This window comes from Vagococcus fluvialis (genome assembly GCF_003337315.1).
Taxonomy (GTDB): Bacteria; Bacillota; Bacilli; order Lactobacillales; family Vagococcaceae; genus Vagococcus; species Vagococcus fluvialis.
Genome location: NZ_QPJV01000002.1, coordinates 348,601 through 361,537, shown reverse-complemented (window position 1 = coordinate 361,537; position 12,937 = coordinate 348,601). Strand labels below are relative to the sequence as shown.

26 protein-coding genes and 1 tRNA gene are annotated in these 12,937 nt (G+C 32.7%); 7 read left to right on the top strand and 20 right to left on the bottom strand.

Annotation, left to right across the window (positions count from 1 at the left end):
• Nucleotides 1-59: 59 nt before the first annotated feature.
• Together DFR54_RS13195 and DFR54_RS13110 are read right to left on the bottom strand one after the other, a co-directional pair.
• A tRNA-Ser gene (locus DFR54_RS13195) sits at nucleotides 60-150 on the bottom strand.
• A gap of 161 nt (nucleotides 151-311) precedes the next feature.
• Nucleotides 312-545, bottom strand: coding sequence for a hypothetical protein (locus tag DFR54_RS13110; RefSeq protein WP_126808956.1), 234 nt, complete (start codon nucleotides 543-545; stop codon nucleotides 312-314).
• 48 nt (nucleotides 546-593) lie between these two features.
• Here DFR54_RS13110 and DFR54_RS03575 point away from each other — a divergent pair, with 48 nt between their 5' ends.
• Nucleotides 594-947 (top strand): hypothetical protein, encoded by a 354-nt coding sequence (locus DFR54_RS03575; RefSeq protein ID WP_114288953.1) that lies wholly within the window; start codon nucleotides 594-596, stop codon nucleotides 945-947.
• Complete coding sequence (locus DFR54_RS03570; protein WP_114288952.1) at nucleotides 947-1,171, top strand: hypothetical protein; 225 nt, start codon at nucleotides 947-949, stop codon at nucleotides 1,169-1,171. Before DFR54_RS03575 ends, DFR54_RS03570 begins: the two co-directional genes overlap by 1 nt.
• 84 nt (nucleotides 1,172-1,255) lie before the next feature.
• Here the strand turns inward: DFR54_RS03570 and DFR54_RS03565 are convergent, their stop codons facing one another.
• The 18 genes from DFR54_RS03565 to DFR54_RS03495 all read right to left on the bottom strand — a co-directional run bounded on the left by DFR54_RS03565 (nucleotide 1,256) and on the right by DFR54_RS03495 (nucleotide 10,122).
• Nucleotides 1,256-2,068 (bottom strand): N-acetylmuramoyl-L-alanine amidase, encoded by an 813-nt coding sequence (locus DFR54_RS03565; protein ID WP_114288951.1) that lies wholly within the window; start codon nucleotides 2,066-2,068, stop codon nucleotides 1,256-1,258.
• Between the two features lie 3 nt (nucleotides 2,069-2,071).
• On the bottom strand, nucleotides 2,072-2,410 hold the full coding sequence (locus DFR54_RS03560; RefSeq protein WP_114288950.1) for a holin: 339 nt from the start codon (nucleotides 2,408-2,410) through the stop codon (nucleotides 2,072-2,074).
• Between the two features lies 1 nt (nucleotide 2,411).
• A complete protein-coding gene (locus DFR54_RS03555) occupies nucleotides 2,412-2,774 on the bottom strand; it encodes a hypothetical protein (RefSeq protein ID WP_114288949.1) in 363 nt (120 codons plus the stop codon).
• 37 nt (nucleotides 2,775-2,811) lie between these two features.
• Nucleotides 2,812-3,084, bottom strand: a complete 273-nt coding sequence (locus DFR54_RS03550; protein ID WP_114288948.1) for a hypothetical protein — start codon at nucleotides 3,082-3,084, stop codon at nucleotides 2,812-2,814.
• A gap of 1 nt (nucleotide 3,085) precedes the next feature.
• Nucleotides 3,086-3,256 (bottom strand): hypothetical protein, encoded by a 171-nt coding sequence (locus DFR54_RS13190; RefSeq protein WP_170126909.1) that lies wholly within the window; start codon nucleotides 3,254-3,256, stop codon nucleotides 3,086-3,088.
• Entirely contained in the window at nucleotides 3,249-4,805 is a 1,557-nt protein-coding gene (locus tag DFR54_RS13275; protein ID WP_114288947.1) for an NUMOD4 domain-containing protein, read from the bottom strand. The genes DFR54_RS13190 and DFR54_RS13275 overlap by 8 nt, the downstream gene beginning before the upstream one ends.
• 12 nt (nucleotides 4,806-4,817) lie before the next feature.
• A complete protein-coding gene (gene ssb / locus DFR54_RS03540; RefSeq protein WP_114288946.1) occupies nucleotides 4,818-5,303 on the bottom strand; it encodes a single-stranded DNA-binding protein in 486 nt (161 codons plus the stop codon).
• Nucleotides 5,296-5,469, bottom strand: coding sequence for a hypothetical protein (locus DFR54_RS13180; RefSeq protein WP_170126908.1), 174 nt, complete (start codon nucleotides 5,467-5,469; stop codon nucleotides 5,296-5,298). The genes ssb and DFR54_RS13180 overlap by 8 nt, the downstream gene beginning before the upstream one ends.
• Nucleotides 5,466-6,167, bottom strand: a complete 702-nt coding sequence (locus DFR54_RS03535; RefSeq protein WP_114288945.1) for a putative HNHc nuclease — start codon at nucleotides 6,165-6,167, stop codon at nucleotides 5,466-5,468. The genes DFR54_RS13180 and DFR54_RS03535 overlap by 4 nt, the downstream gene beginning before the upstream one ends.
• A gap of 13 nt (nucleotides 6,168-6,180) precedes the next feature.
• A complete protein-coding gene (locus DFR54_RS03530; protein ID WP_114288944.1) occupies nucleotides 6,181-7,125 on the bottom strand; it encodes a DUF1351 domain-containing protein in 945 nt (314 codons plus the stop codon).
• Nucleotides 7,122-7,799 carry an ERF family protein gene (locus tag DFR54_RS03525; RefSeq protein ID WP_114288943.1) on the bottom strand — a complete coding sequence of 226 codons (678 nt, stop codon included), beginning with the start codon at nucleotides 7,797-7,799 and terminating at the stop codon, nucleotides 7,122-7,124. Before DFR54_RS03525 ends, DFR54_RS03530 begins: the two co-directional genes overlap by 4 nt.
• Nucleotides 7,783-8,082 carry a hypothetical protein gene (locus DFR54_RS03520; RefSeq protein ID WP_114288942.1) on the bottom strand — a complete coding sequence of 100 codons (300 nt, stop codon included), beginning with the start codon at nucleotides 8,080-8,082 and terminating at the stop codon, nucleotides 7,783-7,785. Before DFR54_RS03520 ends, DFR54_RS03525 begins: the two co-directional genes overlap by 17 nt.
• A gap of 78 nt (nucleotides 8,083-8,160) precedes the next feature.
• On the bottom strand, nucleotides 8,161-8,427 hold the full coding sequence (locus DFR54_RS03515; protein ID WP_114288941.1) for a hypothetical protein: 267 nt from the start codon (nucleotides 8,425-8,427) through the stop codon (nucleotides 8,161-8,163).
• Nucleotides 8,428-8,439: 12 nt separating this feature from the next.
• Entirely contained in the window at nucleotides 8,440-8,637 is a 198-nt protein-coding gene (locus DFR54_RS13270; protein WP_114288940.1) for a hypothetical protein, read from the bottom strand.
• The gene (locus DFR54_RS13175) at nucleotides 8,634-8,801 is read right to left on the bottom strand and encodes a hypothetical protein (RefSeq protein WP_170126907.1); all 168 of its coding nucleotides are present in this window, start codon (nucleotides 8,799-8,801) and stop codon (nucleotides 8,634-8,636) included. The genes DFR54_RS13270 and DFR54_RS13175 overlap by 4 nt, the downstream gene beginning before the upstream one ends.
• 155 nt (nucleotides 8,802-8,956) lie before the next feature.
• Nucleotides 8,957-9,196 carry a helix-turn-helix domain-containing protein gene (locus DFR54_RS03505; RefSeq protein WP_114288939.1) on the bottom strand — a complete coding sequence of 80 codons (240 nt, stop codon included), beginning with the start codon at nucleotides 9,194-9,196 and terminating at the stop codon, nucleotides 8,957-8,959.
• Nucleotides 9,197-9,208: 12 nt separating this feature from the next.
• On the bottom strand, nucleotides 9,209-9,919 hold the full coding sequence (locus tag DFR54_RS03500) for a Rha family transcriptional regulator (protein ID WP_114288938.1): 711 nt from the start codon (nucleotides 9,917-9,919) through the stop codon (nucleotides 9,209-9,211).
• A gap of 2 nt (nucleotides 9,920-9,921) precedes the next feature.
• Nucleotides 9,922-10,122 carry a helix-turn-helix domain-containing protein gene (locus DFR54_RS03495; protein ID WP_114288937.1) on the bottom strand — a complete coding sequence of 67 codons (201 nt, stop codon included), beginning with the start codon at nucleotides 10,120-10,122 and terminating at the stop codon, nucleotides 9,922-9,924.
• A gap of 310 nt (nucleotides 10,123-10,432) precedes the next feature.
• Here DFR54_RS03495 and DFR54_RS03490 point away from each other — a divergent pair, with 310 nt between their 5' ends.
• From DFR54_RS03490 to DFR54_RS03470, 5 genes are all read left to right on the top strand, one after another.
• Nucleotides 10,433-10,756, top strand: coding sequence for a helix-turn-helix domain-containing protein (locus tag DFR54_RS03490; protein WP_114288936.1), 324 nt, complete (start codon nucleotides 10,433-10,435; stop codon nucleotides 10,754-10,756).
• 82 nt (nucleotides 10,757-10,838) lie between these two features.
• Nucleotides 10,839-11,126, top strand: a complete 288-nt coding sequence (locus DFR54_RS03485) for an ImmA/IrrE family metallo-endopeptidase (RefSeq protein ID WP_126808960.1) — start codon at nucleotides 10,839-10,841, stop codon at nucleotides 11,124-11,126.
• Complete coding sequence (locus DFR54_RS03480; RefSeq protein ID WP_114288934.1) at nucleotides 11,123-11,434, top strand: hypothetical protein; 312 nt, start codon at nucleotides 11,123-11,125, stop codon at nucleotides 11,432-11,434. The genes DFR54_RS03485 and DFR54_RS03480 overlap by 4 nt, the downstream gene beginning before the upstream one ends.
• Before the next feature lie 87 nt (nucleotides 11,435-11,521).
• Entirely contained in the window at nucleotides 11,522-12,169 is a 648-nt protein-coding gene (locus DFR54_RS03475) for an SHOCT domain-containing protein (RefSeq protein ID WP_114288933.1), read from the top strand.
• Nucleotides 12,170-12,265: 96 nt separating this feature from the next.
• Nucleotides 12,266-12,880, top strand: a complete 615-nt coding sequence (locus DFR54_RS03470) for a DUF4352 domain-containing protein (protein WP_114288932.1) — start codon at nucleotides 12,266-12,268, stop codon at nucleotides 12,878-12,880.
• Nucleotides 12,881-12,937 lie beyond the last annotated feature (57 nt).

Genomic DNA, 12,937 nt, shown 5'->3' with positions numbered 1-12,937 from the left:
CAAAAAACGCTGATATACAGACACCTAATAAATGCCTACATATCAACGTTCCTAACAGATGGGTTGTGTGGGGCTCGAACCCACGACCCATGGATTAAGAGTCAAAAAAATAACATGTCCAAACTAGTAAATATACTGATGTAACAACACTTTGTTGGTTAATAAAATAGCATAGCAGCTCGTGCACTAATATAGATTGCCCTATTATTGCCCTTCGTTGCATGTTTGATATCGTTATGTTAATATTCTGTTTGTCTTGACAAACACAAACGAACGTTCGTATAATATCACTAACAAATAGACGAGGTGATTTATATGATAAACAATCCAACTGGAATAGTAGATAAGATAAAACTAGTTACTTCTTTCCCTGATATGTTAGTTAGGTTTTCTTTAGTCGTTGGTGATGAAACTGTTAATTGCATTTGTGGTGATACTTCTATTTGTAACTCGTTACTGTTCTTAGAAGATGGTAAAACTGAGGTTGCTTTATTTGGTATATATAATACTAGGAAACAACTAGTTGTTAAGAAAATGTTTATCAAGAATCCTACTTCGTTTGAGAAAGAATTTGCTGTGAGGTGTTTAGCGTAATGGAATTAAATCGTTACTACGAAGACCGTGGGATGATGAAATACTTTGGATTTATGTTGTCAGAGCATAATGCCCAAATAGCTAATGACGATGCTGAAAGATATCTTGTTATTCCAGGAAAAGAAGAAATGAGCCAAGAACACATATATGAAGTGTTTGAGTCTGCTATTCGCAATTCACAACAAGTTGCTATTCAAATAAACACAAGGGCACCAGGTGGCAACTTTATGCCTGATATTGTCGGATTTGTTAAAGGTTACGATGAAGAGTATATTTATATTGATGATACACCTGTTAATATAAATTTGATTAGGCATATAGAATTAGTTAAATTTGAAAGATGGTTTGAGTAATGGATTGGGATAAAATTTATTGGAATGAGTTCTATGATTTAGTTGAGAAATTTGAGAACGAAGATATAAGTCACGATGAATTTATTAGCGAATTAAATGAGTATGAAGAACACGCTGTTGATGCAGTTGGTGAAGATACTTATAATTACTGGTTGAATATCAAATCAGATTACATTGCTTTAAAGAAGTTTAACAGGAATAAGAATCAAATAGCTTTGGTTTAAACAAAAAAGACCTCTAACCAATTAAGGCTAGAGGTCTTTTCACGCTTTCATTTAAAACAAGAGTTACTTTTAAGATACGCTAAATTATTTAATTTTTTCTACCCAGTCTTTATGAAGTGTCACTCTGATTGTTCCTCCGTTAACATCAACATAAGCATGAGTGTTTCCTTTTGAACCGATAAATACTTTTCTGATTCCGAACACAGAACCTTTCGCAAACATCCATTCAGATTTTTTAGAAAATTGATCATTAACGTAAGTTGGTAAATCTCGTTTAGCTTTGAAGAATACTCCTGTTTGATGATACATATCTTTTTTATTCATGGTAGTTCCTCCTAAATTTTCTCCAGTTATGCGTTCAATAATATATTTGGCATACTTGTCTAAATCACGTCTGATAATGTCCATATCACGTTTAGATGTGATAAATCCTAATTCCATCAAACGATATGTAACACCTCTTTGGGCAGCCACATTTAGATTTAACAAGTTATTTCTATAGCTAATACCTTTCGTTTTAGAAACACCACCCCAGAGTCCCACAATACTTTGAATCGCTTGAGCTAAATTTAAATCTTCTTTATCTGCACTAAAACTAGAGCTAATAATAACATGTCCTCCTGTAGCAGAAGCACTCGCTGCATCTTCATGGATTTCAGTAACTGAAGCATATTGATTAGACTTAATTGAATACATTCCCCAACCATTAGCAGTATCTTGGAACATATCTTTATTTCCTGATGTATCATAAAAAATAAAGTTATGTTTAGATTTGTTAGCCCATTTTATAATGTAGGGGTGAAGTTTCTTCCTATTAAAATCACGCTCATTCTCTCCATTCCCAACAGCTCCTGGATCACCTGCGCCATGTCCGTAAACAATAAGATGAGTAGCCATAGACTACTCACCCCCTTTAATATCATGTTCATGTTGTGTATCTTGATGACCTAATCCATCATCAATTAAGTTGTTAGCTTTTCTTTCATTGTTTAAGGCAACTCCATTTGATTTTAAATCATAGAAACCACCTGCTGCCATACCAGCTAGACCACCAGCCCAAGCATAAACGATTACTTCTGTCGGTAAAAAACTTAAAGCGTATCCTGCTCCAATTACAATACCGATTAACACGTTTAAGAATGGCAACCACTTGTTGTTAATTGGTGTCTGTTTAATCATTTGTGTAGCTCCTAATACGATTGCTCCGATAATTGATGCTGCTGCTAAAATTTGTTCCATTTTAATTTCCTTCTTTCATTTTTATATTTGGTAAAGCTTTTACTTTGTTGTACAACGTCTCTCCTGTGCCGTTACCGCCTAATTTTTTATAAGCTGTAAATAAATAATCTAAATCATCTAAATCTGAAATTGAGATAAACCCCTCAGTTAAATGACTGGCACATTGAACATAAATCTTGTTGTGAAGCATAGCTAAATTAGCTTTCTCCAAATTGCTAAGACGATTGTCAACTGATACCTTGTCACCTTTCATCTTTTCGAATTTATACTTGAAAAAACCATAGAAACCCATACCAGTTAGAGCCATTAAAGCCGCATTAGCTCTTAAAAAATGCTCTAACCAATAAAAAAACTTGTCTATCATTCCCAAATGACCACCATCCCATTAAAAAAAGAGCTAACTATTTAGTTAACTCTTTTTCATCATTTTGATAGGTAAATCCCTCTTCGATAAATTTATCTTCAATTATGTAAACTTCAGCTTGAAAATCTTGTTCGTCTTTTCTGCATTCGACACGATTCTCTGTATATAACTCTTGATTTAAAACTGAACGTCTCACATAACTATTACCTAGTGAATCATTTGAAATTTCAGCAGTTAGCTTTAACACTACTTGTCCCTCTATTGTGCTATCTCCATTTAAAGTTGATGATTTTTTTACTGTTAATGCCATATTATTTATCTCCCTTTCCTGTTTCCTCTTTTTCTTGTTCTAATTCACTCACTTGTTGTTGTGACAACTTTAGTTCAATCTGTAGAATAGCTTTTTCACCTTCTAGCTGAGCTACCTTATTAGCAAAATTATTAGCTAATTGATTAATTACTAAATTTGATTTTTCATCCATATAATCTATCCTCCAACATTTCAATTTTTTGTTTTAACGTTTTTATTTCTTTTTCATGATCACTTAATATAGCGTTGTGATACATAGTTATTCTGTCATAAGCTAGCGATTCAACTTCTCCGTGATCGTTATAGATAACAACTTCATTCAAGCCTAACTCATCAAATTCATCTGCGATAAACCCAAAGTACCTATTACTAGCTACGCCATCTAAGACTTCCCCTTTGTCATACCATGATTTAGGATTAATAGATAAGACTTCCTTAGCGTTATCTATCACACTGCTAGCTGTTTCTATTTCAAGTTTATACTTTCTAGCTGAAGTCGTTCGCCCAATCGTGCCAGTATCATAAATTATCATATTAGCAGGACCTGAATACGTTCTGTTATAAATCGCTTTAGATTGAATTACTCTACCGCCATTAACATTCGAACCATCTCGACCTATTCGGAAGTCTGCTAAATCAGTCCGACTGTAATTGAAATAGATATTTTGACCAGATGACAAACTTTGAATATTAAATGTAAATAATGATTTTTGAGCTCGCATAACAATGTCATTCGCTAAATCAAGTTGTCCTCGAAAAAAAGCATCACCATTTGGATTTAAGAAAACATTTGATGTTTCATCGAATGAGTTACTCATGGTCAGATAGTTAGCCGTTAAATCGACACGACCAGTCATGTTACCTCTAACGTCCCACGCTCTAAATTTTGCGTAATCCAAACCATAATACGTTTCAGCGTTCCCTATCTTCGTACCTTTAGTATTGTTTGAGTTTACATTATGAATATTTCCAGCATAAAGTAAATGTCGATGTGATAATCTGAAATCACCATCAAACCATCTAAAGTTATATGCGTTGTTATACGGGTCACCAAAATCATAACTACCTCTTAACCCTCTATTTTCGGTTGTAAAATCTAACCAACCAGTCACGTTTAGTTGACCCGTATTAGAAGTGATAGATTGTAGCGTTTGCGCATTAATTTTACTTGCATCAATACTGTTAATTTTCGCACTATCAATAGTCGCATCCTGAATTTTTGCATTAGTAATTGAACCATCTTGAATATGTGCTGACTTAATCACAGCATTATCAATAAGTGACTCACCACTAAGGTGTATTCTTTTGGCTTGGATAAGCACTTGTTCTGGTGATAAATTAATTTGAGCTATGACGTTTGCTTTTTCAACTCGTAGGTTAATATCTGATTTCAATTGTGTTATTTGAGTTTTATTTCCATCTACATCTTTAACAACATTCGTTATCTGACCATCCATTTGAGTTTGTTGAGACTGTAATCCACTGATATCACTAGCAACTAATCTATGCACAAGGAAATCATGAACTTTTTTGTTTTTCCAAAGAGAAACACGTTTGTATCCATTTTTGTCAGTCTTTAGTTTCAACACTCTTTGCTTCCATACTCTTTTGCCGTGTAGATTACTGTTGGTAGTCTTGCCTTCGACAGTTCTAATATTCCCTCGGTTACTAACTTCGTAAATATCTTCAAATTCTTGTATCGGTTTCCATATTTCTTCCAAATAAATCACTCCTTAGAATGGAAGTTGACTATCATCTATATCAATCTGACTACTTTGTCCGAATGGATCAGTACTCTTATCAAAATTCGGAATATCATTTGGCTTTCTTGAATCAAATAATTGTGACTGGCTATTCTGATTACTAAAGTTTTCTGTATTCTGCCTTTGTTCATTAGCATTGCGACTTTCTAACAACTGGAAGTTATCGCATACTACTTCTGTAACGTAAACTCTCTGACCTTGTTGATTCTCATAGTTACGTGTCTGAATACGTCCAACTACACCTATTAACGTGCCCTTCTTAGCATAATTTGCTAATGTTTCAGCCAGTTTACGCCATATAACACAATTGACAAAATCTGCCTCACGCTCACCACTTTGGTTGGTAAAATTACGATTAACTGCTAGGTTGAAAGTTGCTGCTGCTGTTCCATTTGATGTAAATCTAAGCTCTGGGTCACGAGTTAGGCGACCGACTAGTACGACGTTGTTAATCATTATTAGTTACCTCCTCGTAATCAACATGTAGTACATGAGGGTCAGTATGCAAATTACTAACCACTTGTTCCATTTCTTCAAAAGTTTTTCCGTATGTCATATAACTATCCTCTAATCTTTTTCCGTTAAAACTTTGTACGTAAGTCACTTTATAATCTTTTCTCATTCCTCATTCTCCTTTATCTCTCTTACTTGTTTAACTGACATTAAATTCAGTCTTATCAACGTTCTGTCATCTAATTTAATCGGTTGTACTTTGTATAATTCTTCGAACTCTTTCCAAGTCATCGTGTGGCGAATATTATGATGTTCTCGGCATAAGCTTATAAATTTACTATGAAGATGATTGTAAGCTCCCCTGTTGTTCCCCATGCCTACTAAACCTTCTTCGTGGTGAATATCTGATTTCTTGCCACATATAGCGCATTTACGATGTTTACAGCATTGGTACAGATACCAATTATCTTCTTTTGGTAATAACTCATAACCTTTAGCAAAAGGAACATCGAACTCAAACATGAAGTCTATGACTATCTCTAGTAATTTATTCATATCAGATTTAGAATTTTTACTATTATCTTTCGTAGAGATACGTTCTCCTGTTTCAAGAAAGTATTCTTCTTTGAAAAATTCATGTAGTTCGTTTGTTCCTTCGCCACACCATTTGAAGATGTTATTTAGCAATGCTCTGTAAAACGCTCTTTGCTTGTCTGACAGCTTCCTTTTATCTTTGAACACAATTAACGCTTCAACATTATCTAACGTCCCATACAACGTTTTTAAGCGTTCTAGGTTAATTTGCTCTAGGAGTTCAAATGCTATATTTAAACCTTTTATTTGTTTTAATTTGGCGATAAGTTCCAATTAGATCACTTCTTTAAATTTTTTCTACTTGAATTTCATTGTCTACAATAAACTGGCTAAGCATATTTAATTGACTGCTTGTTGCAGTAAATTTTAAAATCAACGTTTGAGTTTCTTCTTCAGGTTCTACAAGAGGTTCAACTGGTTCGTTGACGAGTTCTTCAACTACAGAAGAACTTTCCTCTTTAATACGTTTCTTTTCTTGTTCATACTGCTCTGATTCGCGTTTTCTTCGTTCTGTTTCTTGTTGTTCTAAAAGTTCCTTTCGTTTAATTTCTCTTTGTCTTTCCACTTCTTCTTGCTCTTTTTTACGTTGAATAGATTCTTCAATCAACTTCATAATCTCAGCAGATGTTTTTCCTTGTTCTAATTGCAATAACCAAGCATCTGAGTCAATCTCTAAAGCTCCACAAAACGACTTAACGATATTAATTTCATTCTCTTTGTGTTCTTTTTGTTGCTTCAGCAACGTCATTGCATCAGTAATTAATCGTTGTCTTTGGATATTGCTAAGCGACTTATTCAACCAGTTATTTTGAATTTCGATTTCACTTGGTTCGATATCGTAGTTAGGCGCTACTTCATCTATGTACGATTTAATGTCTTGTAATCTTTGTTCTTTTTGACGTTGTTCTAAGTCTTTAATACCTGTATCGATAGGGGATATAACATTAGAGATACGAGAAGAATAATCTTTTAACTTTGATTCAAATTCAGATAAAGGAATGTTAAACTCTTTTTTTACTTTTTTCCGTTGTTCATCAATCTGTTTAATAACTTTGTTTAACTCCGCTCTATCCTTTTTAGCTTCCTGCTCATTTTCATCTGTGTATACTAAAGTTGAGTATTTATTTTCGATCGCAGTAACTAAACTGTTTAACGTTTCTTCATTAGTCAACTCAATCGAACTATTTATTTTTGCATCAAACTGTAATTCTGATAATGCTAATTCCGTCATTTATCCCACGCTCTTTTCTCTTCTGTGTTATTTTTATTATTAAGTTTACTGTTAAAATAATTCATGAGTACCCCGAATTCATCTTCGGTTAGATGTTCAAAATTATTGTTAATTTTCAAATAGCTAGCCAGTTGCAGATACACTTGATGAGATTCTTGACCTTGAACTTGTGCAAATTCTTCAACTTTTCCTTTAACAATTGAGAGTTGAGTCGAGTTAATCTTTTTAGGTGGTTGCAATTGCTTACCTTCTTTTTCAGGATCATCACCACTAGGTATTAGAAACAAATTGTTTAATACATATTTAATAAGACCTGTTTCAGCTTTATATTGAGCTTTATCTCCTGAATCTTGACCTACGCCAGTAGCTTTAAAAGTTATTTTTTCTCCAGAATCACCATCGTAAACAGACATCTCTTTAGTAATTTTTATTTGATTCTCAATGTTCCCTTTATTTGTTTTCACTTCTGTTCTCTCGTTAGATATTTCATCGCCGATAATAACAATATTTCTTTTAGACATTTCTTCTCTAACAACTTCCTTAATATCGCTCTCAGTCATGTAGTGGTATTTATGAAATGCGTTATAACCGTTTTTAGGTATCCTTTTAACAGATTCAGTAATTTCAGCTAATTTAGTTATTAGATTAACTTTTTCTTTAATTTCTTCTGCCATTCTTCAACCTCTCCCCTTCCACTTTTAACAATTCAACCAACGAATCATATTCAGTCTGAAACTGTAGATTTAATAATTCTGCTAGTTGTTGTTTAGTCCCTTTTTCTAAAATATTTTTAATCAATATCTTATCTTCTTCATCAAAATAAGTATTATGTTCATTCTTAAACTCAACTGAAAATAGTAAGTATTTATCATGTTCTTCTATAATTAATTTATGCGTATTATCAAGCGTATCAGTCATGCTTGTGTAATAATGTCCTTGCGTAATTTCTATAGCCACTTGCAAACCTCCTAATTTCGTGCTATTTTTAACGTAATAATAATAAATAATGTAGTTTTCTAGTTAGTGTTGGTAGCGCTAGCTAGATTTTTTTGTTTCTAAAACTTCAACTTCAATAAAATCTACCCAATATCTAGCTTTCTGACCTACTGCTTTAATTGATGATTCTTCTCTGTTTTCCCATGACGTAGCAATCTCTTGCAGTTTACTTACTAACTCAGTTGTAACTTGACCTAACTTTTCTACGTTTGGAACAATTTTTTCCATATCAATATCGTGTGAGCCGTATGCTCGTGTTTCTCCAATTAAAATATGTACTAATTTTAAAATCTCTTCTTCAGTCATCTTCCCCACTCCTTAAAATTTCTTAATTGCTAACGGTAAAGTCCTAGCCATTCTGTTTGATCTAGATTCCACAAAATCGCCTGTAAGTTTACTAAATTGCATTCTTTCACTATTCAATTCAACAATCATCGTATTTGTTAGATTGCTGACCAATCTGTATTTTGTTCTACCTATCTTCACTTCGCCACAATTCAAAATAGTAAACTTCATATTGCTTTCTCCTCTGCTTCAATCAAATTAGCAGATACACGCATAGCAAAATATGTCATAAAAACTGTAAAGATATAAGCGATATCAGTTAATGTTAAAATGATTGATGCTGTCATTAGAGCTATGTATAAATGAGAGATAACTCGCTTAAATTTAACTGTCATTTTCTTCTGTTCCTCCTATTTAAAATTAACCAAAAACTACAGTAGATAATTATTCCTAATAAAATCGCTAACCAGTCGTTCATCGTTTGCCATCCCTCACCTCTTGTCTCTGCTTTGCTAAATGTTCGTGTTCTTCTAGTGTCATGTTGTCCTCCTTATTTGTTTACTTTTGACTTACTTACATACTCAAATAATGCGATTGAGCTGAATCTCCATTCAGTACCTACTTTCACTCCTGGAACAATTCCTTCAGTAGCTTGTTTCTTAATTTGCGATTGACTACACTTTAAGTACTTAGCTGCTTCCTCCGCTTTCCAAACTTCGTTTTTAATAGACTGTTTAGCTACAAGTAGCTCTAAGTCATCTAGTGACACTAACGCTAAATTAGTTCCCATTTCTTTTCCCTCCTATGCGATATCATCTAAATCCAAACTCATTTGACGGACAATCGTTTTTGTCGCTGTAGACGGCTCCCAATCTTGAATAAACTCAACTACCATTTCATAGTGTTTCTCTCTAATTTGAGAACGACTACCTACTCCAGTAACTTGTTTAATACCTGTATTGATATCTTTAAACAATTTTCCTCGTTGTTCGTTCGTTAATTTTCCGAAACCTTTAGCAACTTCTGAGACACGCTGATTTACTCTTCTTGAAATATAACCATAATCATCTGCTGCAATTTTTTGATTATCTTTCAAGTCTTTAACTTCTTTTTCAACGGATTCTACACGTTCATTAGTTTGTTCTTGTGCTTCAAATGTCAGTTTTAAAATTTCCATTGGATCAGTTGGTAGTTTTGGTTGAGATTTTTTTAACATTTCTTCCATTTCATCAAATGCATTTATATAATCTAATTTAAAATGAGTTGCTTTTTTACCGGTAAATCCCATAGCAACCAAAGTCCAACCTTTTTTGTTCATAATTATTTGACGATACTCCTGTTTATTTTGAGGATGAATATATGTATCTTCGTAAAATAGGTCTGCCGAATTTTCGACCACCCTAACCAAATCATCAATTGCTTCCAATACATGTTTATGCTGTTTGTTGAATCTTTCCGCTACTTGCAAACTACTTGTTACAGGCTGATTGTTTTCAATTTGCACTAAATTCATTTTTAAACCTCCTGTTTACTCTTAATATTTAGAATCTTTTTAATACTGTTAATATGCTCTTGGGCTTTTTGTCCATCTCTTTTACCATTCAGAATATCCGATAGATATGGACTTGAAATCCCAACTAAACTAGCCAATTCACTAAGGGTCATCTTTCTTTTTCTCAATTCATTTCTAATCTGTAAATCAAGATTTTCAGACATCAACAGTCACCATCCTTTACTTTTTATTTATAAAGCTAAAAAATTAGCTAATAATCGTTGACTCTTATCCAACTATAGTGTACTATTTAATCATAGTTAAATAAGCGTACAAAAAGCCTATAAACATACATTTAAACCGTTCCCCAACGATAGTTTGTATAAAATATTGGTCTTATTTGTTGCATTTATTAGCTAATTAATTAGCTTATGAATGAAGTATATCCAAATATAGTAGGATAGTCAATAGGTTTATCCAACTTTTTTATACTTTTTTTATAAGCTTTACTAAAAAAGGTGGTTAAACATTGATATGACAACATTTGAGCGTATTCAAGAATTAGCAAAAAAGAAGGATAAAAACTTAAAAGAGATATCTTTAGAGTTGGGATATAGTAAAAATTATTTATATACTCTAAAAACAAAAGAACCGGCGGCAGATAAATTAAGAGTTTTAGCTGACTACTTCAATGTATCAGTGGACTATCTATTAGGACGTGAAGAAAAGTCGAAATATACATCTGAAGATTTAGATGAAATGATCGATAACGCAATGTTTTATGATGGCAAACCTTTATCAGATAATGATAGAGAAATAGTTAAAGCTTTCTTAGAAGGCAAATTCGGAAGTAAATGAGGTAATTTTATTGTATGAATTAATAAGATGGCTTAATTCAGAAGGAATCAATGTATATTTAGTAGATATGGATAAAAAGGGTATGTGTATAGTAAATGAAAATACTATTCTGATTAGCTCTAAACTAAGTGAAGAAGAACAAATAAAAGTGACTCGGCACGAATTGAAACATTTTGACCACAAAGACTTTTTTGAATTGTATAAACAATTTGTTTATCGTTCTAAATTTGAATATGAAGCAGATTCTTATGTAATTGATAGTTTTATAGAAGAAAACGAAAATCAATTTAATTATTCGATGTTGATGGAAGAATTTAGCATTGGTATCGGCTACGACACAAGATATCAAAATATAAGGAGTTTACAATGACAATTAATGAATTTTTAGAGTATCTGGAAAATAACTTATCTAGTTACAATTTATTTATAGATAAAGCAACAGAACATCAATTAGAGAAGAATAAAAAAAGACCACCTAAAAAAAGATGGGATGAGAAGAAAATGAACCGCGCTGTTGATACGATGTGGAAATCATCTATGCAAGTCGCTTACGACAAAGTTAAAGCAGAAATCGGTATTCCTCGTTTCGACGGCTATGAAAGATGGGTTGAGTTTATAGGAGAGAAAGAATTACTAGAAGCTATTAATGATAGCATTTCTGAATTAGAGTTTGAATAAAAAACACACCACTCCCCGACCAAAGAGAACAGTGTGCTGAAGTTAATAACCTCGAATATATTTTAACATATTTGGAGGGTTAATCTAATGGAAATAATAAACAAGTTAAACATTCAGGTGAAAAGTGGTAGAGAAAAAGTTGGTGTCAATTTTACAAATCTTGGAACAATGTTTCAAGATTCAAACAACAAAGTATTCTTTAATAAAAACAATCCTATTTATTTTGACTTTTTAGGTTATGAATTTAACGGACCTGTCTATCATGATGTTACAGAAGCTGATAGGAACCGTAAAGAAAAAACTAAAAGTAAAGGAAAATCTAAAGAAAAAGGAAAGTTTGGTATGGGCGGTATCGCTCTAGGTGTTGCGACTGTAGGACTAAGTATGGCTGTTGGTGTCGGCAGAAAGAAAACCAAAGGCTCAAACAAAAACAATAGCAAAACAACCGAAAATGAAGTGTCCAACTCCATTTCTAAACAAGTAGAAGTTCCTTCAACAGCCATTTTAAACTTCAAAGACTCTAATAATATGAAATTCTCAATTATGATAGTCTGTGATTCCGTTTTAGAATTAAATTTAAGGAATTTTGTAGCATTGGAAGAAATTACTGAAAAAGAATTAGTCGACAGCTCTAAAACAGTTGTTGAACAATTAAAAGAATTTAAAGAACTCGTAGATTTAGGTATCATCACCCAAGAAGAATTTGATAAAAAGAAATACGAATTGCTAAATTAAAAAAATAAAAACACCACTCTCCCCGACCAAAGTTTGAGTGATGTCCTAGATATTTTATAACAAATATTATTATAACACATTGGAGGAATAAATAAGATGGCAAAGAAACATATTACAGGAGAAGATGGTAAAAAGTATGTTATGAAGGAAAAGAAACCTTTTTATAAAAAATGGTGGTTCATTTTAATTGCAGCTATTTTAGTGATTGGTTTTATCGGTTCATTAGGTGGAGATTCTGAAAAAGATAAACCTAAAGTTAAAGAAGAAGCAACTTCTAATAAAACTGAAACTAAAAAAGAAGATAAGAAAGAAAATAAACAAGAGGAACAAGTCTTTAAAGTTGGTGATACAGTTGATATTAAAGGTTATGAGATTAAAGTTAATAGTGTTGAGTACTCTGAAGGCGGAGAATTTATGAAGCCAGACGAAGGAAAACAATATGTAATTGTTAATTTAACTATCACTAATAATGCTGGTGAAAGAAAATCATACAATCCGTTAGATTATTCGTTAGTAGCTGATGGTAATTCTGAATCAGCAGGTTTCACTTATTTAGACGGAGTTGAAACTTTAAGTAGCGGAGATTTAGACGAAGGTGCAACTGTTACTGGCAATTTAGTAGGACAAGCTTCACCCGATGCTAAATTAAAGTTGCGATACGAAGGTAATATTTTCTTACAAAATGAGAATGTTGACATTGAATTAAACTAAACAAAAAACACGCCCCTCAAGTTTGGCGACCAGAGAGCGTGCTTAACATAAATAACC